Annotated in this window: 23 protein-coding genes; 18 read left to right on the forward strand and 5 right to left on the reverse strand. The window is 37.3% G+C overall.

Going from position 1 to position 22,201, the window contains the following annotated elements; translation table 11 throughout:
• The 5 genes from DX873_RS12895 to DX873_RS12915 all read left to right on the forward strand — a co-directional run.
• Nucleotides 1-1,276: GNAT family N-acetyltransferase (locus tag DX873_RS12895; RefSeq protein ID WP_232520928.1), on the forward strand; the 1,276-nt coding region annotated here is incomplete at its 5' end.
• Between the two features lie 15 nt (nt 1,277-1,291).
• Nucleotides 1,292-2,131 carry an RteC domain-containing protein gene (locus DX873_RS12900; protein WP_116184913.1) on the forward strand — a complete coding sequence of 280 codons (840 nt, stop codon included), beginning with the start codon at nt 1,292-1,294 and terminating at the stop codon, nt 2,129-2,131.
• A gap of 273 nt (nt 2,132-2,404) precedes the next feature.
• Nucleotides 2,405-2,686, forward strand: a complete 282-nt coding sequence (locus tag DX873_RS12905; RefSeq protein WP_116184914.1) for a helix-turn-helix domain-containing protein — start codon at nt 2,405-2,407, stop codon at nt 2,684-2,686.
• Nucleotides 2,686-3,207 carry a hypothetical protein gene (locus DX873_RS12910; protein WP_417935341.1) on the forward strand — a complete coding sequence of 174 codons (522 nt, stop codon included), beginning with the start codon at nt 2,686-2,688 and terminating at the stop codon, nt 3,205-3,207. Before DX873_RS12905 ends, DX873_RS12910 begins: the two co-directional genes overlap by 1 nt.
• Nucleotides 3,204-3,866, forward strand: a complete 663-nt coding sequence (locus DX873_RS12915) for a P-loop NTPase family protein (protein ID WP_417935342.1) — start codon at nt 3,204-3,206, stop codon at nt 3,864-3,866. The genes DX873_RS12910 and DX873_RS12915 overlap by 4 nt, the downstream gene beginning before the upstream one ends.
• Before the next feature lie 123 nt (nt 3,867-3,989).
• Here DX873_RS12915 and DX873_RS12920 read toward each other — a convergent pair whose 3' ends face one another.
• Complete coding sequence (locus DX873_RS12920) at nt 3,990-4,673, reverse strand: N-acetylmuramoyl-L-alanine amidase family protein (protein ID WP_232520929.1); 684 nt, start codon at nt 4,671-4,673, stop codon at nt 3,990-3,992.
• A 405-nt stretch (nt 4,674-5,078) separates the two neighbouring features.
• Here DX873_RS12920 and DX873_RS12925 point away from each other — a divergent pair, with 405 nt between their 5' ends.
• Together DX873_RS12925 and DX873_RS12930 are read left to right on the forward strand one after the other, a co-directional pair.
• Nucleotides 5,079-7,634 (forward strand): DEAD/DEAH box helicase, encoded by a 2,556-nt coding sequence (locus DX873_RS12925; RefSeq protein WP_116184915.1) that lies wholly within the window; start codon nt 5,079-5,081, stop codon nt 7,632-7,634.
• Nucleotides 7,635-7,877: 243 nt separating this feature from the next.
• Entirely contained in the window at nt 7,878-8,165 is a 288-nt protein-coding gene (locus DX873_RS12930) for a hypothetical protein (RefSeq protein ID WP_116184916.1), read from the forward strand.
• Nucleotides 8,166-8,168: 3 nt separating this feature from the next.
• On the opposite strand, the gene DX873_RS18920 is transcribed toward DX873_RS12930, so the two are convergent.
• Complete coding sequence (locus DX873_RS18920; protein WP_181899505.1) at nt 8,169-8,315, reverse strand: hypothetical protein; 147 nt, start codon at nt 8,313-8,315, stop codon at nt 8,169-8,171.
• 155 nt (nt 8,316-8,470) lie between these two features.
• Here DX873_RS18920 and DX873_RS12940 point away from each other — a divergent pair, with 155 nt between their 5' ends.
• The 11 genes from DX873_RS12940 to corA all read left to right on the forward strand — a co-directional run bounded on the left by DX873_RS12940 (nt 8,471) and on the right by corA (nt 17,841).
• Nucleotides 8,471-10,867, forward strand: a complete 2,397-nt coding sequence (locus tag DX873_RS12940; protein ID WP_116184917.1) for a TraG family conjugative transposon ATPase — start codon at nt 8,471-8,473, stop codon at nt 10,865-10,867.
• A gap of 134 nt (nt 10,868-11,001) precedes the next feature.
• The gene (locus DX873_RS12945) at nt 11,002-11,505 is read left to right on the forward strand and encodes a conjugal transfer protein (protein WP_470299674.1); all 504 of its coding nucleotides are present in this window, start codon (nt 11,002-11,004) and stop codon (nt 11,503-11,505) included.
• A complete protein-coding gene (locus DX873_RS12950) occupies nt 11,505-12,344 on the forward strand; it encodes a hypothetical protein (protein WP_116184918.1) in 840 nt (279 codons plus the stop codon). Before DX873_RS12945 ends, DX873_RS12950 begins: the two co-directional genes overlap by 1 nt.
• Before the next feature lie 48 nt (nt 12,345-12,392).
• A complete protein-coding gene (locus tag DX873_RS12955; protein WP_116184919.1) occupies nt 12,393-12,761 on the forward strand; it encodes a single-stranded DNA-binding protein in 369 nt (122 codons plus the stop codon).
• Nucleotides 12,742-13,374 (forward strand): conjugal transfer protein TraK, encoded by a 633-nt coding sequence (locus DX873_RS12960; protein WP_116184920.1) that lies wholly within the window; start codon nt 12,742-12,744, stop codon nt 13,372-13,374. Before DX873_RS12955 ends, DX873_RS12960 begins: the two co-directional genes overlap by 20 nt.
• The gene (gene traM / locus DX873_RS12965) at nt 13,355-14,290 is read left to right on the forward strand and encodes a conjugative transposon protein TraM (RefSeq protein ID WP_116184921.1); all 936 of its coding nucleotides are present in this window, start codon (nt 13,355-13,357) and stop codon (nt 14,288-14,290) included. The genes DX873_RS12960 and traM overlap by 20 nt, the downstream gene beginning before the upstream one ends.
• A 21-nt stretch (nt 14,291-14,311) precedes the next feature.
• The gene (locus DX873_RS12970; protein WP_116184922.1) at nt 14,312-15,112 is read left to right on the forward strand and encodes a DUF4138 domain-containing protein; all 801 of its coding nucleotides are present in this window, start codon (nt 14,312-14,314) and stop codon (nt 15,110-15,112) included.
• A 146-nt stretch (nt 15,113-15,258) separates the two neighbouring features.
• Complete coding sequence (locus tag DX873_RS12975) at nt 15,259-15,531, forward strand: hypothetical protein (RefSeq protein ID WP_116184923.1); 273 nt, start codon at nt 15,259-15,261, stop codon at nt 15,529-15,531.
• 201 nt (nt 15,532-15,732) lie between these two features.
• Nucleotides 15,733-16,170: an Hsp20/alpha crystallin family protein gene (locus DX873_RS12980; protein WP_116184924.1), complete on the forward strand. Its 438-nt coding sequence runs from the start codon at nt 15,733-15,735 to the stop codon at nt 16,168-16,170.
• 87 nt (nt 16,171-16,257) lie between these two features.
• Nucleotides 16,258-16,752 (forward strand): DNA starvation/stationary phase protection protein Dps, encoded by a 495-nt coding sequence (gene dps / locus DX873_RS12985; protein WP_262511012.1) that lies wholly within the window; start codon nt 16,258-16,260, stop codon nt 16,750-16,752.
• A gap of 24 nt (nt 16,753-16,776) precedes the next feature.
• The gene (gene corA, locus DX873_RS12990; protein ID WP_116184926.1) at nt 16,777-17,841 is read left to right on the forward strand and encodes a magnesium/cobalt transporter CorA; all 1,065 of its coding nucleotides are present in this window, start codon (nt 16,777-16,779) and stop codon (nt 17,839-17,841) included.
• Between the two features lie 100 nt (nt 17,842-17,941).
• Here the strand turns inward: corA and DX873_RS12995 are convergent, their stop codons facing one another.
• The 3 genes from DX873_RS12995 to DX873_RS13005 form a co-directional block, all read right to left on the reverse strand.
• Complete coding sequence (locus DX873_RS12995) at nt 17,942-20,104, reverse strand: multicopper oxidase domain-containing protein (protein ID WP_232520950.1); 2,163 nt, start codon at nt 20,102-20,104, stop codon at nt 17,942-17,944.
• A 65-nt stretch (nt 20,105-20,169) separates the two neighbouring features.
• Nucleotides 20,170-21,030, reverse strand: a complete 861-nt coding sequence (locus tag DX873_RS13000) for a DUF3347 domain-containing protein (protein ID WP_116184928.1) — start codon at nt 21,028-21,030, stop codon at nt 20,170-20,172.
• A gap of 19 nt (nt 21,031-21,049) precedes the next feature.
• On the reverse strand, nt 21,050-22,189 hold the full coding sequence (locus DX873_RS13005; RefSeq protein ID WP_116184929.1) for a saccharopine dehydrogenase family protein: 1,140 nt from the start codon (nt 22,187-22,189) through the stop codon (nt 21,050-21,052).
• Nucleotides 22,190-22,201 lie beyond the last annotated feature (12 nt).

The raw sequence follows: 22,201 nt of genomic DNA on the forward strand, positions 1-22,201 counted from the left end.
GGGGTGGGTCACTTTCGTCCGGCCAGCTATGGTCACTTTAACCCGGCGAGGGTGGTATACTATGTCCGGCGTTTCCACCTTAGAAGATACATTTACAAATTTAGACCGGGTGTATCATGCATTTAAAATTAAGCCACTGGAAAAGACAATAAACCCAAGTTCGGAATTGAATGTTCAATTGGAAAGCACCATTCAAAAAATAGATAAGAATCTTTGGAACAACCTACTTGGAGGCAATGGAGTATTTGATTGGGAAGGACTTAAATTCCTGGAAGATGTATTTACAAATAATGGTCTGAATGAACATAATTGGGAGTTTAGATATTTAATTATTAGGGACAAGGATTTGAAACCCATTTTAGCAACATTTTTCACGCTGTCTTTATGGAAAGATGATATGTTGTCAAAGCCTAGTGTTTCAGATAAAATTGAAAAAGAAAGATTGATTAACCCTTACTATTTGACTTCTAAGGTTGTTAGTATGGGTTCCCTGTTTACCGAGGGGGAACACATTTACCTTGATCGAGATCATTACCAGGCTGAGTATAGTTTAAATGTAATGATGCAAACCCTGGAAAAATTGGAACAAAATCTAGACGCTAAAATGGTTGCTTTAAGGGATTTTGACTCAGAAGGCAGATTGAACCAGTTTTTCCACGGTCAAGGGTTTATTAAGGTACAAATGCCAAATTCTTGTCAGGTTCGGTTTAAGGAAAATCAAACTATTAAAAATTACATAGAGGAATTATCAACGAGAAACAGAAGACATTATAGAAAGGAGATCTTAGCGTTCGAGCCACAATTTGAAGTTAGGTTTTTGAAATCCCTTGAAAAACAATGGCTTAAGCAAATTAAGGGATTGTACAATAATGTCCATAAGAATAATTTAGGTCTAAATACATTCTCTTTTCCGGACAGTTTATTTTCAGAAATGTCGAAACACCCAAATTGGGAGTTTATTACTTTAAGTTTAAAGGACAATCCTAATGAGTTAATCGGGGTAATGCTATGTTATAACAATTTAGACCAAACCTATATTCCAGCTTTTGTAGGACTAAATTATGATTATGTGAAATCCCATCATATATACAGACAACTACTTTATCAGACAATCAAGAGAGCTATAGATCTAAATTTTAAACGTTTAGATTTTGGAATGACGGCTTCATTTGAAAAAAGGAAACTAGGAGCAACGGTAAGTGAAAAATTTGCCTATATACAAGTTTCAGATAACTATAGTATTGAACTATTAGGTATAATGGAAAATCATAGATGAAGATGCTTCTTTAACATGAAATTCAAAGAATTGTTATCAGGGTTAGAATCTAAGCTGGAAGATTTGGAAGCAGGTAGCGGTGATGTTTTATTTAAAGCAGAATCCGGAATTACCAAGGTGGAAAAGTGTATCAAAGAACTACAGAAGGAAGTCATAAAAAAGGAGTTTAAATCACAATCTGAGGAAATTTATTTTTTCAAACACGTCAAGCCCCAAATTTTCAGCAAACTAATTTATTATGTAAAACTCTTTAATATTGAGAGTAAGAGACCTAGAAGTAGTACTAAATCGCAAGTAAAATATTTTAATAATCAAATTGAAAAGCTCCAATCTTACTTCAATGACAATCTTGAATTTTACAATTATTACCGGAGAGGCGCAACCTCAATGGATGAGCGATATTTCATAAGAGGAAATAGAGATTTACGGTTGCCACCGGACTCCTTTCATTTTTTGATCGACGATAAATTTTCAACATGTCAGGACAATACTGTCGCAACAATTATGGCATTCGATATGCTAATTGTGTACTTGCAGCAGGAAATTGGTAAATTAGAAATTAATGCAGATAATACAATGAATAAACCAATCAACGAACCTTCAAAGCTATTTTGGACCGGAAGCAAAACTGAACTGATTGAGCTGATATATGCTTTGCAATGCAGCAATGTTATAAATAGCGGTACTGTTGATATTAAAGAAATGGCTTCCTATTTTGAATACATATTTAATATCGATTTAGGCAATTATTATCACACGTTTATTGAAATAAGAGGAAGGAAAAACAGCAAGACCAAATTCCTTGATAAGTTAATAGAACTTCTTAATCAACGTATGGAAGGACTTGATGATTGACCCAAGTTGGTACCCAACTTGGGGAAAGTCAATACTTACCCATTTTCCATAAAATTTGTCGATTTTCATCACCCTTAAATTTGAAGCTTTTACCAATTAAGGTTAAAAAGCATCAAATTTTTTTATAAAAAAATCTTACCCACCCTATGCATATCTATTGATGAAAAACAAAATCACCCAAAGATTTTTGTAGAACGAAAGTCAAATCAGAAGAGGCCACTTAATTTGAATATTTAAAAAGCGGTGGTCTCTTTAAAATTACAAATTACTGCAATGGGTGCAACAATTTTAACCACCGAAGATCTCATGGAGTTTAAGCTAGAACTTCTTGATGAGATCAGAACATTACTCCAAAATAGATCCGATCATTTTCCTAAAAAATGGCTTAAGACTCATGAGGTTAGAGAACTTTTAGGTGTTTCACATGGGACACTACAAAATTTAAGATTAAACGGGACACTACCATTTAGTAAAGTTGGAGGTGTGCTGTATTATGATTATGAAGAAATAATGCAGGTTCTTGAAAGCAATAGGGTAAATAATAAAATCCCATAATGTTGGAACAAGTTAACTACATAAAACATCTAAATGCTGTTTTCCTACAATTCTCAAAAGACTCCAGGTTGAACCCTACACATATAAGCCTTTATATGGCGCTGTTTCAAATTTGGAATACAAACCGATTTGTAAATGTGTTTTTCATAAATAGAGAGGAAGTAATGAGGATTTCCAAAATAGGTTCAAAATCTACTTACCATAGATGTATTAAAGAATTAAGTCATTGGAACTACATACTTTATTCACCTTCACATAATCCATTTAAGGGAAGCCAAATCAAGATGTTCAATTTCGGGACAAGTTCTGAACAAGTCATGTACCCCAGTCGTACCGAAATAGAGACAAGTCATGGACAAGAGTTAGTACCTATATATAAACATATTCAAACATTTAAAAACAATAATAAACAAGATGAACTAAATTTTGAAAATTCTGAATCTAATAAACTTTCCGGGAGTGTCCCAAATGAAGACAACCTTCAGACATCTATAGACAAAAATTATGATGAGCCGTTATGAATTTGCCAAATCCACATATCATTATCGAAGGGGCAGTGCAATACCCATTGGGAACGCTAAATGGAAATCAGATACTTTATGACTTTGATAAAATGCTCATATACTTAGAGGCGAAGGGAAAATTGTTATTTGGGAAAAAGTTCAGGATTTATGATGAGGATAAGAAGATTGTTTACAAATTATGTTTGTACATAATTCAAGACCGTTCTGCATGTGAGGAATTTGGGATAGATATTGATAAAGGAATATTGCTCTCCGGACCCGTTGGTTGTGGAAAGACCTCGTTGCTCAGATTGATAAGACACTTAGTTCCACATAGGAAACCTTATGAAGTTATTCCTACCCGAAATATAGTATTTTCGTTTAATAACATTGGATATTCTACAATCAGTCAGTTTGGAAATAGTAAGTACTTCTGCTTTGACGATTTGGGTGTAGAACCAACAGGCAGACATTTTGGAAAAGATTGCAATGTTCTGGGAGAAATACTACTTAGTCGTCATGACCTTTTTTTATCCAATAAAATAAAAACTCATGCAACCACTAATCTTAATGCCAATGAACTTGAAGAACGCTACGGGAAAAGGGTTCGTTCAAGGATGCGCCAACTCTTTAATTTAATAGCATTTGATAAGAATAGTAAAGACAAAAGAATCTAATGGTCAATAACATACCAGTATTGACTTATTTTGACCCAAACCAAATTTTCATTGATATAAGCTCTCTAAATAGTGTAAAGGATATTTCCTTTAAACTCTTGATAATCTCAATAAATAGTTCCTTCATAATTTTAAATAATTATAGATTCCTGATAATATAGCTAAGGCCATTGCCTTTATGTTTTTACCTTTTTGAAAATATTTCGCCTCGTCGTCATTTGTTACAAATCCTGTTTCTATTAGGGCTGTAGGGCAAATTGGGGTAGTTTCCCTTATTACGTAAAAATTCTCAAATTTGATACCTCGCTCCTTAATTCCTAATTTCATGGTGCTTTCCTGAAGTATGGATAACCCTAATGCAATTGATTTCTTGATTTGTGAAGCATTGTTAGATGCATGAGTTACATAAACTTCAAATCCCTGTGCGTTCGACTGACCTGCATTGCAGTGTAAGGATATGAACAATTCGGGCTTTAATACCTTTGCTATATAACTTCTGTTTTTTAATGAAATTAAAGTGTCCTTGTACCTAGTCAAGTAAATGTCCAGTCGGTTTTCAAAAAGGTCAGTATTTAGTTGAAGAATCTCATTTGCGATTAGCAAAACCACATCTTTTTCCTTTATACCATTTACTCCAATTGCCCCGGAATCTTTTCCACCATGTCCAAGATCTATAATAATTCGTTTTTTGGGATTAATTTCTTGACTATATATTGAGCCAACACTTAAGAAAAAAGCGATAGAAATGACAATTTTGATGTTTATTAAGCACCAAAATTTTACTTTATGTAGAATAATGACTTTCACGAAATTTAAATTTTGACATCAATTGCAACTAAATGAATGCAAAACGAATCAAATTTTAGGTAAACAATAAATTATTGAAAGTCAAATCATTGTTTGTCAATATACGATTTTTATCTAAGAAAATTACGCTCCTTTTTTAATTCCACTATCCTATCAATTTGATACCAATTTGTGTATCAGCTAAACATTTATCAAAAACCCTGATTTCAGTTAACGGATTTGGTTTAGTGAAGATGTCAATACAATAGAGCGCAAAGTTAAACTCGCAAAATTTTATCGGAAAAGACTACGGCATAAAGCCACTCCTTATCCTTTGCTTGTTTATTCCGTTTCCTTTCCACTCCAAATTTTTTGTCTTCCGTTTGGGTCATGCGAAATATTGTTTAATCCAAAATCATATTTCGTATGGAAACCACACAAACTTTAAATCTAGCTTCAAGCGTTGGTCAATTGTTGTTAGAGTTCAGCTCGTTCAATGACCTTCAAGTAAAAGAGGGAGATCTTGTGAATATTCAAGACATGCTTCCTGAGCTATTCCCAAAACAGCAAAAAGATGTTCAAAAGGCAGAACAACGCTTTAAAAGAGGCAAAGGTATTCTCTTTACCAATGGGACGGGAACCGGAAAGACTTTTGTAGGACTAGGAATTATCAAAAGATTCAATGCAAGGAATAAAAGGAACATACTCGTAGTTGTTCCAACTGATAAAAAAGCTAAGGACTGGATTATCGACGGGCAGGTTCTAAATCTGGAAATTAGGTTATTGGAGAATACAAAAGATTGTAAACCCCGAATTACTGTAACCACTTATGCAAATTTCTATCAGAATGAAAGATTATCTGACTTGGATTTTGATTTGGTTGTCTATGATGAATGTCATTACTTACTCCAAAATGGCTCTGGTAATTTTACTGAAAGTCTATGGAAACATAAGCATGTTGCCAAACTGCCATCTACCTTTGAGCAAAAATATCGTGATGATATTAGGCAAGCAGCTACCTCTGAGAAAGATGGAGAAAACTATGTAGATAATAATCTTTACAAATCCATTTATAATAGACGGTTAGCGGAATATATAAACTCTACAAAAGTTGTATTTCTTTCGGCTTCACCATTTGCTTATCATAAATCAATAATGTTAGGTGACGGCTGCCTATGGGACATTTACGAAAAGCCATATTTAACCGAATATGTTCACCGCAGCTACAACGAACCAGATGACTACGAGAAATTCTTTATAGAGCATTTTGGCTATCGCATGCGCTATAATAAACTGACCACCCCGGACAGCCAGGTTAACGTTAGTTTGATGGAGAGGAATTTTTATGAGAAATTCCGGAAAGAAGGTATTGTTTCTGGTCGTAAAATTCACGTTGATAAGGACTATTCACGTGATTTTATAATCGTCAATAGTGAGATTGGTGCAAGAATTGACCAGGGAAAGGAACTTCTATATTCTTCCGATTTTAGGGAAAGATATAAGTATCTATCAAAATACCATCATAGAAAGTTTAATTATAATTATACCAATCAACTCCTAGAATGCATCAAGGCAAAAGAGGTGATTTCTAGAATTGAAGAACATCTTAAACTGGGTAGAAAAGTTGTCATTTTTCATAATTACAATAACTCTTTACCCAGTCACCCTTTCTATTTTGAAGCCAATAAGCTGATTCGATCTGAAGAAGAATCAGTTGATAAAATTGGGTTGCATGAAGATATAGAGAGATTCAACCAGGAATATCCCGAACTCGTAAACTTAGACCTCTCAAATTTAGTAAACCCTAGACAGACTATTAAAGAATGCTTTCCAAATGCCTTAGAAATAAATGGTACTGTCTCTAAAAAGAACCGAATTCAGAATATCAATCTGTTTAATGACAATAATTCAAAATTCAATGTACTACTAGTACAAACTAAAGCAGGTAAGGAGGGAATATCATTGCATGATAAATTAGGAGGTGTTAATAGAGTTTTAATGACATTGGGTCTGCCAACTGCGCCAACAGATGCTATTCAGATTGAAGGCCGCATTTATCGAATTGGACTGATGAGCGATGCCATTTATGAATACATCACCCTGCATACGAATTTTGAAAGATATGCTTTTGCGGAAAAAATAGCGACCAGATCAAGAACTGCCGAAAATCTGGCAATGGGTGAGCAAGCCAGGAACCTAGAGTTGGTTTTTACTGAAGGTTACTTAAATGCTCATGATGAAAGACCATCCAACGATCAAGGAACTGGCGGTAAGGATTCAGATTTTCAGTTTGAAACCATTTCAGAATTTGACAAGGCTAAATCCTATTATTTCGGAATGGGAAAACGAACCGCATCCAACAAGTCCAGAGAAGGAATAGACTATTTTGCAACTCCTGAGCCTCTAGGATTAAAGATGGTTGAATGGCTTAATGCAAAACCCGGAGATGCTCTATTGGAACCCAGTGCAGGACATGGGGCAATAGGAAGATTTTTTCCAGAGAATACCGATAATACTTTTATAGAACCTAGTTATACCCTTTGTTCTAGGTTGTCCATCAATGTGAATGGAGAAGTTAAGACTCAGAGATTTGAAGATCTGAATATTATAAACAAATATAAAGGGATTGTTATGAATCCACCTTTTGGATCTGCTGGGAAAACAGCAATGGAACATGTGAGTAAAGCAATTAAACACCTTTCTAAAAATGGTAAAGCTAAGGTAATAGCCATTGTGCCGAATGGGTCTTCTATGGAAAAAAGACTGAACAAGTTTTTTGCCCTAAAGGAAAATAGAAACATTAAGTTATCGTGCGAAATGATTCTTCCATTTGTGGTTTTTGAACGCTCAGGAACAAAGGTTGGAACCAAAATAATTGTGATTGAAAATCAAATCACTGATTTACCAAAGAGGACAATTGATTTATCTCTTTACAATGATATAAATGCCTTTTTTGATGCCATTGAAAATTTAAAAATTTAACTCAAAGTTTCTTCGGTGTTTTCAAAATCTGACGTTTTCTAAGACAAATCAAACTTTTCAATCTTGAGTTATTAACAACATCATTTCAGTTTTTCATACACTTTGATGTCAATTGGCAACAAATTGCAACAATCGGATACAATGATTATTTTATTCACAACTTGCTGATATACAGTTATTTAGTTTAATATAAAAAGTACTTTTCTCATATCGAATTCAATCACTTTTTAAAACTTTTTTGATATGAAAAAATCAGTCTATTTAACCGCACTTTTGCTCCTTATTACCAACTCCATTTTTGCTCAGATAGGAGGTATTGAAGATTCCGTAAATGATGTATCGGATACAATACGAGCAATTTTCCCAATCATTCTTGGCGTTATCTTTTTAATTGGCTTCCTATTTAATGCAGGTCACTTTTTCGGTGAGAACGCAGATTTGAAAAAAGGAATTACCCGTGTGTTGGTATTCGTGCTGATAGCGGGTGCAGTGGTTGGAATTTTTACTTACCTCATTGGTATCGTTGTTTAAGCCTCAAGAGGCATTTAAGGAATCAGCAGTACTTATGAAGAAGTTTGAGGTATACAAAAACATTAGAAAGCGTGCAGTGATAATGGGGCTTCCCGTTTCACTGTTCGCGCTAATGATGACATCCATAATCGGGTCACTTCTATTTATCATTTTTTCCTTTAGTTTCTCGATAATCATTTTCGTATTGGTATTTAATGCGGCTCTTTATATCGCACTTACCAATATACGTAGGAACCCTGCCTTACTACACTTTCAAAAAGTTTTTCCCTCTACAATCAGTAATAAGAAAGAAAGCCAACTAAAATATGAAGAAGATTAATTTATCTAAATACCACCCAATACTTGATATTAAGAACCAAACACTTTATGCTAACAATGGAAACATAGTTCTATGTTACAAAGGTCAATTTCCCGAAATCTATTCACTTTCCGAAGGAGATTTTGAAGATCTTCACAATTCCTGGTTTCAGGCGTTTAAATCTCTTCCAACCGGAACCGTAATCCATAAACAGGACATTTATAGAAAACAAATCTATTCAGGGGATCAATTACCAAATAAGAGTTTCCTTGAAAAAGCAACCTATGATTATTTCAAAGGTCGTCAGTTTACAGGGCACTCTTGTTTTCTCTTTTTTGTTCTCCCCTTCAGCAAGACGTTAAATGCTTCAAAATTTACGAATCCTTTCCGAAAAGTTGAAAAAGGAATTCACAAGAAATTAGATCACTCTGTTGAGGAATTTATCGCTGCTGTAAATGATGCTGTTTCTTTTATCAATAACAGTCGCAAAGTGTCAATGGCTCCCTTAAGCGAAGATGAAATATTAAATCTCACCAATAGCTATTTCAATGGCTTTAATGACGGATTTGATACTGACATTCAACTCAAAAAGAATGTTATTGAAATAGGGGATAATCATTTTGATATTCTGGCTATTAACAGTGAGCTGTGCTTTGGTGATGTAGTTCAAAGTAGTAAGACCAATGATAAGTTTACTTCAGACGATTTCGTATTCCATCAAGGTTTTATTGACGGACTGGGATTAAACTTAGGTGAAAACCATATTGTCAATCAAATCATCTATCTGGACGATAAGCATAAATGGCGCAAACTACTTGATAAAAAAATTGAAGAGCTAAATAAAAGCTCGAATTTTGGAACCCAAAATAAAGTCGTTCTTAAAAAAATTAAGGACATCGTTTCCAAGATTAATGAAGATGATTCCTCACGTATCATCAGAGGTCATCTTAATATAATTTTTTGGGACAATGATGTGTCACAATTAGGCCGAATAGCTTCCAAGATAAAAACGGAGTTTAAAGAATTGGACATCGTGCCCTATTATCCGAGAGGTGAGGAACGCAAAAACTACTTTTTAAATAGCTTTTTCTGTTATACTTCGAATTTTTCTAATGAAGACCTGTATGTGACCGATCTAAAACATGCACTGTGTCTTTACATCAATAACAGCAACTATAAAACTGATGAAGTCGGGATCATTTTCAATGATCGGCAACATAATATACCAGTTTTAAAAGATGTCTGGGATGAAAAAAAGAAGCGCATTAAGGCTCGAAACTTTGCAATTTTTGCTCCAACGGGAGAAGGGAAATCGTTTTTAGCAAACAATATACTTCGCCAGTATTTTGAGCAACAAGTACGATTGGTCATAATTGATTTAGGAGGATCTTACTCAAAATTTGCCAAACTCTACCCTGACGGCCATACCATCCTGCGTTACGAACAGGGTAAGAATTTAGGGATTAACCCGTTCTTCATTTCTAACGAATCCGACCTATCACCGGAACGATTGGAAGACCTGGCAATATTTCTTTTGGAATTATTGGCAGATAAGGAGCAATCCAAGTCCAAACAGGTTGCCATGAAAAAAGTACTACGCTTTTACTATAAAGAAGTTAGTGTTCGCCATTCCCTGGAATCATTATACAAATTCATTGATAACAAAAAGGAATCTCTTATAAATGAACTCAAAATAAGAGAGGAAGATTTTAGCGTCTATAACTTTTTACACATTCTATCCGAGTATGTTGGTGACGGACTATATAGTTTTCTATTCAACGTAGGCGAAGATCAAACTTTTAAGATAGAGGACAAACAAATGATTGTCTTTGAACTGGACGAAGTAAAAGACAACAAGGAAATCCTTTCGGTTATGTTGAAGCTTATAAAGTCCGCAATTCAGCGTACCATTTGGCGAAATCGCTCGGAGCGTGGTATTATTCTTTTCGACGAGTTTGCAAAACAACTCAAATTTGAAAACGTCCTGGAGAGTGTAGAGTTCTACTATCAAGCTATACGTAAACAGAATGGAGCTATTGGAATCATTTTGCAATCTATTAACCAGCTCCCAAACAATTCGACATCGGCAAGTATTCTAGAAAATACGCAGGTCATATATAGCCTAAGAAATGAGAAAGGCTATGAAGAATTAAAAAACAGGCTTTGCCTGTCCAGTCACGATTTGAACCAATTAAAGTCTATCCGCAATAATCTCACCGGGGATAGGAAGTACACGGAAATGTTCATCAAAATTGGGAAGGAAAGTAACATTTTTCGTCTCGAAGTTCCTAAAGAGGTGTACGCGGCTTATCTCACAGATGGTAAGGAAAGTGAACAACTTATGAAGCTCTATGAAGAACATAACTCAATGGAAAAAGCCATTCAAATATTTATTAACTCTTAAAACGAAAAATCATGAAATCGAAGATTCGCGAATACCAAAACAAATTATTAGAAATGAGTAAAAACACATTAAAAAAATCAATTCTTTCGGTACTATTTATTGTACTGTTTGCAAGTAAAATTTCCGCACAGGGAATGCCAGTTTACGATAACACGAATTTCATAAGCTTTACAAAGTCCTTATTGGAATCGGCAAAACAGACTTCTCAACTTCTTAAAACGGTACAATTCCTTAAACAGCAAAAAGAGAACATTGAGAAAGTGAACAACGTGATACGTCAACTTAAAGCCGTTAGGGAACTGGCACGTAACAACCAAAAATTGTTCAACATTGTTCAGGACGACCTTCGTGAAATTCTAAATTCTCCTTACATCAAATCCCACGAAGTCAATAGAATTTCTGACTCCTTTAACGCGATTATAGAAAACTCTTTGGACGGCATGAATTATATCGACCAGATCTTATCTAGTAATAGCCTGAAAATGACCGATGCCGAGCGCGCAGAAGTACTTAAAGAAATGGAGCTGAAATCTACTGAAATGGTGGCAGAAATTGAAGCAAAGACAAGACGTTATCGCGAGATTATTGCATTTCGTGAAATGCAGGATAAGATCAACAACCGAGAAGCAAAATACTGATGGCAGGGTTTTTCTTGGGTATAGGTTTAGAGTATGTGGATGCTGTTTTTCAGGTCATTAAAGACAGTGAGTTTTCACAGTACACCATTGCTGGAATGAAAACCCTGGCTATCCTATTCTTTTTAATCAATATCCTTAAAAAATATAATGAAGGTATTGCTAATGATGATGGATATACCTGGGGGCTGACACCTGCAGAACTCGCCAAGAATTTTGCAGTTGTTATTCTCGTAATCTTCTCAACGCAGGTATTGAATGTGTTCGATGGCATACTTGTGGCTATTGAATCCCAATACCGAGACACGGCTCCGGCACTCCTCCCGTTACAAATGCAAGATGTGGATTTGGAACAGGATGTGGGTGTCTTGGAAGCCGCCAAAAAAGCAATGGCGATGCTTTATGAGTCGTTGGTTACTCCCCTTTATGGATTGAAGATATTGGCTTTTATTATGGGGGTTTTCCTTTGGCTGTTAGACCTGTTTATCTATCCGCTATTTCTTGCTGAACGTTATTTTCTTTTGGGAATAATGCAAGCCTTTTTTCCTTTGGTAATTAGTCTTGCCGTATTCGAGAAGTTTAGAACCTTGGCGTATAATTTCTTTAAACTCTATGCCGGAGTTTATATGCTGGTTCCTGCATTTTTTCTGGTCAACGTTTTTGTAAATAACCTATATACAGAAGTCAATACCAATTTCTGGAGTAATCTTTTCGGAACAGATTGGGGTAGCTCCTTTTTCGCTCCTTTAATTCAATTGGCTTCAGTAGGATTTATAGTCTTGTTGAAGTTCAAACTTTATCGTAGGGCAACCTCTTTTGTATTCAGACTGTTTACCTCCTGATACCTGAAGGGGATTTCAATTAATAATCAATTATCTAAATATTAAATCATGAATAAACTTAGAAACAAAGTCATACTAATTGGGAATGTCGGGGAAAAACCGGAGATAACTGAATTGGGAAATGACAATAAAGTGGCTCGTTTGTCATTTGCTACCAATGAACATTATAAAAATGCCAAAGGTGAAAAGATCACACGTACTGAGTGGCATACTCTTATTGCATGGGGTAAAGTAGCCGGAATCGTAGAAAAATTAGTAACCAAAGGCCAGGAGCTGGCCATCGAAGGGAAACTAACCTATCGAACTTACCAGGATAAAGAAAATGTAAAACGTCAGGTAACAGAGATCGTGTTATCTGAAATGTTACTCTTGGGAAAGGCTAAAAAAAATCAAGATGATGACGAAAACGCCTTATAAAAATATTTACGACGTGCTAAAGTTCAATCGTTTTATTGTTCTGACTGTAGTAATTGCCTCTGGAATTTCTATTATTACTTCAAGTCTAATATCGAACAAAACAGTTAAGGACTTTATGCAGGGTAACTTTGCCATCGGTATTGATGGTGAGGTTATACCATTAAGATGGCATACTGAGCAGGAAGATCTTGAAGTTGAAGTTTTGGACCACCTATTATTGTTCCATAACTATTTCTATGGTATCGATGCCATTAATTATGAAAGTAACATTGAAAAAGCCCTTTGGCTAGGGGATAGTTCTGTAGATAATGTGTACCGGCAGAAAAAAGCTGATGGTGTTTATAACAGAATTGTTCAATATTCCCTTGTACAAAAAATTATCAGTGTTAAATCAGAAATCGATCTGAAAGCTGAACCTTATCCCTTTAGAACGGTCACAGTATTTGAAGTTAATAGGGGAACTACGGTTGACACTTATGAGCTTACAACTTCAGGTGCGCTCATTCATTTGGAAAAGAGAAATTTTCCAAAAAACACACATGGATTATCAATCACAAACTTTTTTGAGAATAAACTAAGAAAAATAGAAAGCTATGAAAGTAGAAAAGAATAAAATAGTATTTGCCCTGGTATTGATTTGCGTAGTGCTATTTATAGGAACTTATGCATTTATGGTGTTAGGGGAAGATGAAGAGCCAACAATTGAAAACAATCAAATCCCTGTTCCCGAATTAGGGGAAGAACAAAAGGAATATAAATCTAGGTTGGATGCGTTGGATGACCTGAAGGAAATTAGGGAAACAAATGCTCCTAGTATTTATGATGAACGTCTTTTAGATTCCACAGGGGTTTATGATCCGGATTTATTGGAGAAACAAAAGATGAAGATTATAGACAGTATTTATAATGAAGGTCGTATCAACTATTCTGATGCATCATACAGAAAACCTAAAATACCGGAGCCACCTAAACCTAAACAGAAGGACACCATTAAGACAATTGTAAAGGATGAAACAAGTATATTGGTTAAGGAACTTGCTTTAGAACATCAACTATTCTTTGCATCGAATCCACAAAAAAATGGGGATATAAAACCTCAAAGTACTGATGAATTCATTTACGCACATGTTGATGGTACCCAAACGGTAAGAAAGGATTACAGACTTCAAATGCGCCTAACAAAAGAAGCTCTTATTAATAGTGTTGTCTATCCAAGAAACACCCAGCTTTATGGCTTTATCAGTTTCAAACCCAATCGTACGATTATAACGATTGAGAACATTAACCATAAGCCAATTAACTTAAAATCGTTTGATCTTCAGGATGGCAGTGAGGGGATTAATATCGTGAACAGTTTCAGGGCTGAGGCAACCCAGGAAATAGTTGGTGATGTGGTTGATGACATCAATATTGTTGGGGTGCCACAAGTTAGTGGTATTAAGAGGATATTTCAGAGAAATAATCGACGGGTCAAAGCCACTATTTATAATAACTACAAACTCATTTTAAAAGCCGATAATCGGCAGTAATAATCTAAAAAACATTTTGATATGAAAACATACATTCTAATTTTATTATTGGTCTGTACAAACAGTTTGTTTGCACAGCAGTTGGACAATGTAATTTATGCCAACGATCAAAAAAATGTTGCACTCTTTTTTCCTAGCCCTATTCGTCAGGGTATCCCCGGTAAAAGTAATTTTGTGTTTACATACAACCGTGAAAAACAACAGTACTTTGGATTGTTACAGGCAAAGCCAGGAACCGAAAGTAACCTTTTGGTGGTAACAAGCGACGGCCAGGTGTATTCTTATATTCTCAAATATGCCGAAAAGCTTCCGAGGATAAACTATTTCATTTCAAAAAATGAAAGTATCGGAAATGAAAAGCCAGTAATTATTCCGCTTAAAAAAGAAATCGTATCAATTAATCCTTATGCGAATAGGAGAACCTATTTTGAGAAGTTTAGTGCCTATCAGTTGAAAACTAAATATGTACCTATCTCTACAAAACGTAAGAAAGGAGTAAAATTACAATTGCAGAAAATGTCCTATAATGAGGATGAAGTGTATTTGGTACTGGAGATTAAAAACCGATCTGGAATTGATTTTGAAATTGATTTTTTAAATGTGTATCGAACTAATGGAAATAAGAAAAAGAAAGCTTCTTATCAACGTTTGGAACAAAGAGTACTTCATAGCCATAATATGCCGGAGATTATCAAAATTGGACAGTCTCATAGATTGGTATTGGTAGTCTCTAAAATTGTGTTGGGCGATAACGAAAAACTGGAAATAGAATTGAGAGAACGCAAGGGACATCGAAAAGTCAACTTGATATCTGCACTATAACCACTGTATTTATTGGTTGAAACTTCGTGTAATTCTAAGAAACGTCCGGAAAAGGAGAAGGGTTAGAATAACCTGCCTTCAAATCGTCAAAAAAAAAAGAGGGTGACCCCAATACCAAATAGGGGTCGAAAGGGAAAAAGAGAATCATGAAAAAAATAGATGTGGATTACGAATACCTGACCGCTGACCTTTTGAAACGGATCGCCCAGGTAAATCCCGAGGGATTCAAAGAGCATGACGTGATCGTTTTGTCGGAGGTGGATTCTGAGCTGGAAGACCGGATTAAGGTGGTGCTGGACAATAAGGTTTTTCTGATCAAAAAATCCCTGGTAGAAACCTTGCCCGATACCTTTGATGATGAGTACTTCAAGTCCCTGAAAGAGAATCAGGAAGAAGCCTGTGACGATGAGTTCTGTTGATAAAAAAACTTTGATAAAACAGGTGACCCTTTTTTGAGAATGGGTCAAAAAGGATAGAATGGGTGGATTGGTTGATTACATTCAAAAACGTAACTGAAGGTGCAGTGTAAAGATCAATGAGGTTTCTACTAAAGTTGGTTGTCAATGATCCACCCTTCAAAAAAAAGATAAAATAGTTTAACCATTAAACAAATTAAAGCAATGTCACTTATTAAATGGAACAAACAAGATGACCTATTCCCTTCCTTACCATCATTTTTTGATGATTTCTGGGGACGTGATTTCGTGAGCGGTGTACAAACAGGGACAACCATACCCGCAGTAAACATCACAGAAAGCGAAGATGCTTTCGATATAGAGGTAGCAGCGCCAGGGCTGAAAAAAGAAGATTTTAAGGTCAACCTGGAAAACGGAATGATGACCATTTCGTCGGAAAAAAGCGAGGAAAAGGAAAGCGAGGAAAAGAAAGTTACACGAAAGGAGTTTAGCTTTAGTAGCTTCCAAAGATCCTTTACATTACCAGAAAGTGTACAGGTGGAAAAGATAAATGCCTCATACAATGAAGGTGTACTGAAGATTAGATTGCCCAAAAAGGAGGAGGCAAAAAAGCAACCTCCAAAGCAGATTGAAATCAAATAGTGAAGGACTAGTTAATAGCTCACTAATGGTTGATGGATAGATTGATTGATGTTGGCCGGGATGTAGATTCCGGCCTTTATATTATTAATAAAGACAAAACTCAGACAAATGATACGCTATAAAAGCTCCATTAAAGTTGGAAACAAAGAAGAGTTGATCAGTATTCTGAATCAGCAATTGGCCGATACCTTCGATCTGTACAGCCAACTCAAACAGGCCCATTGGAATGTCAAAGGGATGGAATTCCATTCGTTACATCTGTTGTTCGACCAGTTGGCAGAGCAGACCCTATCCTTTGTGGATATGATTGCTGAGCGTACCACAGCATTGGGCGGGGTTGCGCGTGGGACCATCCGGATGGCCTCGAAACTTACCCGGTTGGAACAAAGCCCGGATTCCTTCGACAACAGTGAATATACCATTACAAAAATGGTCGAACGCTATGCTCAGGTATGTACATCCACCAGGGGATGTATTGATAGTTGTGAATCCCATGGGGACAAGGCCACGGCCGATCTGTTTACGGAAATATCCAGAGGTCTCGATAAGTCGCTCTGGATGCTAGAGGCACATTTGCTCTAATTTGTTTATATTTCGAATACCGTAATGGGAAGAAGATCAAAAAACATAAAAAAGAGTTTGGGCCAGGCCCCCGGTACAATAATATATACCGGTAACAAGGAAAACACCGAGCTGTTTATTGACGTGTTCGATTACAATGTGGATTTCTTTGAGGAAAACAAACTGGGCACCATCGAGGATGCCTATAAATATGTGGATTCCGAACCCATTACCTGGATAAATATCAATGGATTGAACCATGTTGAGGCCATTGGGAAAATCGGGGATTACTGCAAGCTCCATCCCCTTATCCTGGAAGATATTGCCAATACCCACCAGCGTCCTAAGATTGATGAGTATGACGAATACCTGTTCCTGGTGCTTAAAATGCTCCATTTCAACGGTGAGGGAGAACTTCACATTGAACATGTCAGTTTTGTCCTTGGAAAGGATTATGTATTGACATTCCAAGAGGCAGAAGGTGACGTTTTTGACCCGGTAAGAAATAGACTAAGGAATGCCAAGGGCCGTATTCGTGCCAATGGAGCAGATTATCTGCTTTATGCCCTAATGGATGCGGCAGTAGATAATTATTTTATCCTTATCGAAGCCATTGCGGAAAAAATTGAAACCTTGGAGGATGCCCTGTTCGAGGATAAACCCAATGATGACATTGTTTATGAGATCCAGGTACTGAAGAAGGAAATTTTACGGATAAAAAGAGCGGTGTCACCCTTGCGTGAAGTGGTCAATAGGTTGGAAAAAGGAGGCCATAAATATATTTCCGAGCGTACACAATTCTATCTTAGGGATCTGTACGATCATATTATCCAGGTTTCGGAGAGCGTGGAGATTTATCGTGAAATGATCTGGGGGCTAATGGATATGCATATGACCACTCTGGGGAATAAGATGAACCAGATCATGAAAGTCCTGACCATTGTAGCTTCCATTTTTATTCCGTTGACCTTTTTGGCCGGGGTCTATGGAATGAATTTTGAATATATTCCCGAGCTTAAATTCAAATATGGCTATTTTATATTATGGGGCGTGATGGTACTTATCTTTGCTGCCCTGTTCTATTACTTTAGGCGCAAAAAATGGCTGTAGTCTATTCTCTTTTAGTCTGGTATTATGAAAAGAAAGTCTAATACGAGAAGTTAGGCCATTGGAATGTAGTTTGAACCATCTGATGTGGTTGTTTTCAATGTCAGTGATTCAAAGTTGCACCAACCCCAACCCCCATATCACTGTCATAATGAGTTGAAATGCTTAAATTACGAGTGAGTATATATTTGAATCCTGTCATATACTCCTTGTCAGTATTTACCATAAAAGCTCCCCTTAATCTTGGTGAAACCGGAATATCCTCCCTCATTAACTGAAACCGTATCTTGCCATCAATAAAAACCTCACCTTGTAGTTGTATAAGCATGGGTAAGGTGTATTCCGCCCCTAGGCTCAAAACCGCTCTATGGTCTTTTGTGCTGGTTTGTCCAAACAGGTTTTTCTCGTGTCCGCCGTGTTGTTTTCGATAGCGCCAGTCAAAACCAATAAAAGGCATAAACCACTGGTTCTTTCCTATGTAACGGCCAATATGAACCTCTGTTTCATAACCGTGCTCATCGTGGTAACCTAAACGCCATTCGGCTCCAAGACTCCATCTTGTATTTTGAACCATGATCTTTCCGTCATTTCCATTGCTTGCAAAATCATTTTCTGCCATGAAATGAAACATATTGCTTTCTGATTGTAATTTTTTATAAGCCCAGACCTTATTCGGCAAATAGGGATTTGGCGTTTGGTTTTTATAAGAGAACACCCGATTCATACCTGCCATCATGTGGTAAAGAATATGACAATGAAAAAACCAGTCCCCTTCCATATTGGCACTAAACTCCAAGGTGTCGGTTTCCATGGGCATAATATCGAGGACGTTTTTGAGGGGGGCAAATTCACCCTGACCGTTCAATAGCCTAAAATCATGCCCATGAAGGTGCATCGGATGGCGCATCATGGAACCATTGTACAGTACGATTCTTATGTTTTCGCCTTTATTTATAAGGATTTTGTCAGTTTCAGATAGTATTTTGTTATCCAAACTCCACACATAGCGATTCATATTTCCAGTAAGCTCAAAACGAAATTCCCTCACTGGTGCCTCCTTAGGCAATGTTGTTGGTTGAGGGGCTTTTAACATTCCATAATTTAAAGTGGTGATATCTCGGTTCAAATGGGTTGAATGACCGTTTTGTTCTTTTAGGCCACCACTCTTTATAGGTGTGTTTCCAGTAATTTCAGGGTACATAACGATGTTCATATCCATTTTCTGATAAGACATGTCCATTCCCATATCGTCCATGCTTCCATCCATATTCATCATCCCGTTCATCATTTTCATTCCCTCAAAATAATTTAGTTTTGGCAGTCTGCTATTTAACTGAATCCTACCCTGACCTAAATAAATGGAGGCCGATTTTGTGCGGTCCTCGGGTGTGGCCAGTAGTTCGTAGGCCACATCCTCTTCGGGGAGGGTAACCACAATATCATAGGTTTCCGATACACCAATAATTAATCTATCCACTTCAACGGGCTCTACATCATTACCATCATTGGCTACTACGGTTATTCTACCACCGGCATAGGTTAACCAGAAATAGGAGGAAGCACCCCCATTGGACAGGCGCAGACGTACTTTGTCCCCCGCTTTGAATTGAGGGAGCCAACTTTCGTCCTTACCGTTGATTAAAAATTTATCATAGTAGACGTCACTGACATCCATTGCCAACATCCGTTTCCATTCATTTTTCAGCTTGGTTTTGAAATGTCCGGCCTGTATGGCCTCCGTATAACTTTGAACCGCTCCTTTTTTAATGGCAAACCAGTCGTTTGCATTATGCAGCATTCGGTGTACATTTTCTGGTTTTATATCTGTCCATTCACTTAAGATAAGGGGCACTTGGGGTAAATCATCAATCCCTTTTCTAAATGTTGGGTCATCCTTCTTCTTTAGGAAGAGTAACGAACCATACATGCCTATCTGTTCTTGAAAACCACTATGACTGTGATACCAGTGAGTGCCATTTTGAATGACCGGAAAACGATAGGTGAAAGTTTCTCCCGGAGCTATGGGCATCTGGGTCAAATAGGGTACGCCGTCTTCCTGATTTGGAAGGAACACACCATGCCAGTGCAAGGAGGTGCTTTCCTTTAGTTTGTTGTGAACTACGATTTCTGCAATGTCCCCTTCAGTAAAGGTCAAGGTGGGCATCGGGATCTGACCATTTACTGCAATTGCCCTTTTCGCTTTACCGGAATAATTGACCATGGTATCAGTTACGGTCAGGTTGTAACGGACCACATTTTGAGCCATTGCTTTAAAGGGCAACAATATCCCGGCCAATATGAAAAAAAACTTTAAAGGACCTTTTATTTTGCTCATTGCTTAATAGTTTCTACCGTCTGGCCACAACTCAACATTACGGAACCATAATAAGGGTTTTTAACAATCTCTTCTTTGCTCAACCAGTTTGCTCCCTTGCCGTCACTGGCCATGGGACAGTATTGATAATAGACCGGCACTTCTGGTTTTGAGATTTTCAACACCTCATAGATATTTCTGGAAAGGGATGCAAAATGCACTCTTTGGCGATTGATATTTTCTGTTGCAGCAATATGGCCAATATCCTGCTCCAACGGTTTTAAAACCTTCATCCAAACCATATGTACATCTGTAGGTAGTTTTTCCATCTGTACATCTTTGATTGTACGCAAAAGGCTCTTGGCGCTTGCAGAAGCCGTTATTCCATCCGAATTGACCAAAGCATCTTTCAAAACAAAATAGTTGTCAAAAACTGTTGAAAGCAGATGCGTTTCTTGCCTGACCATCTTTTGGTTTGAATATACATGATCCAGCGTTTCGCTATCCATATTGAATCCGGCTGATTTGCCCCTAGCTTTTACCGCCCCTTTATATTGGCAACAGCCCGGTAACCGGGAATAGGTATCGGTTGGCGCTAAAAAAATGTCATTGTTATAGCCTGCCAGTGCAATACGTTTTAGAATTTCGTCTATGGAAGTTTTTAGACTGTCAAACGAAATCATGGCCATTTTGGTCTCTTTGTTCCAATCCACATCGGATTGATCTTTTATATCTCCAGCGTTCTCGATGGTACTCTCGCATTTTTCACAGTTCCCGTGAATCTTTGCACTCAATGTTTTCTGATTTTTTAATTGAGCACTACATACCATGGTTGCCAGTGCGACCAACCATATTACCGTGCTTTTAATTAATGTCATTTTCACTATAAATTATTGGTTATACATTGCCATATACCGCCGTAATATAGTTTCCCTCCAAGAAGACTTTGGGATTTATCTGGCTTTGAAGGACCACGCCTTTGATATTGGATTCCAGAAGGAGTTGTGCCGATTGTAATAAAGGAGCTGCTGTAGTGATTTGAATGGCGCGCAACCTATGTGTTCCTACTTTTTGCGGAAAAATACGTTTGGAAACTTCCCTTCTTCGTAAAACACTGGTCTTGTCCCTGCTTTCCACGGAAGCATACAGAACCACCTGATCATTTTCGGTATGCGGAACTACCTTTTCCATTTGATCCTGTAGCCACGGGATAAGATTTTCCTTGTTTTCCATACCCTTGATCTTATCCTTTACCCAGTCATAATGTCCCGGATAACGTAAGGTCTTATAATCCAATGAACCCACTCTACCGGCCAAAGCGTCCGGAAGGTCCGCTACGCCTCCCGAGGTCAGGTCCTCCTCGTAAGTAATCCCATCCAGGATAAGGGTTGCCTGTTCCGACAGTGAGGGCAGGATGGTTTTTTGATACTTTCTTAGTGCTACGGCATCTTTTATGTATTCCGTGGCCACACCGACAGGACTCCAGGTAAAGCCATAAAAATGAGGGGGAATCGCATGATCGGTAAGTGCACCTACCCTGAACTTTAAACGCTCCACGGTATCCACTTCAAAATCATTGCAGAACTCCTGGAACAGGTAATGGGCAAGTACATTGATATAGCCGGGGGCCAGCCCTGTTTGAAGCACAAACCCCGTATCGGCACCCCTGGCCAGTTCCATTATCTGATTGGTCTCATCAACATATTCGGTTAGATTGGCATAATGCATATTGTAGTCTCTGGCGTATTTGGCCATAGTTGGTGCAAGGCTACCGGGAAGGCAGTCCAAAAGAATATCCCCTTTCTTGAAAACGGCCTCCATTCCAGGGTTTATACCCTCGCTCATCTCAAAAGTTTCAATGATACAAGATCTGCTGCTGCCATTCTTGATCCATTGGGCCATATCTTCCGCCTTGGACAAGGTCCTGTTGCCAATATAAAGGGTCGGGGAAACCTTGCTCCACTGAGCAAGAATCAGGCCGACCGCCTGGGCGATACCTCCTGCTCCTGCTATAACAATATTAAAATGTCTGTTCATATTCAAATTATT

Origin of the sequence: Flagellimonas nanhaiensis, from assembly GCF_003382275.1 — a bacterium.
GTDB classification, from domain to species: Bacteria; Bacteroidota; Bacteroidia; order Flavobacteriales; family Flavobacteriaceae; genus Flagellimonas; species Flagellimonas nanhaiensis.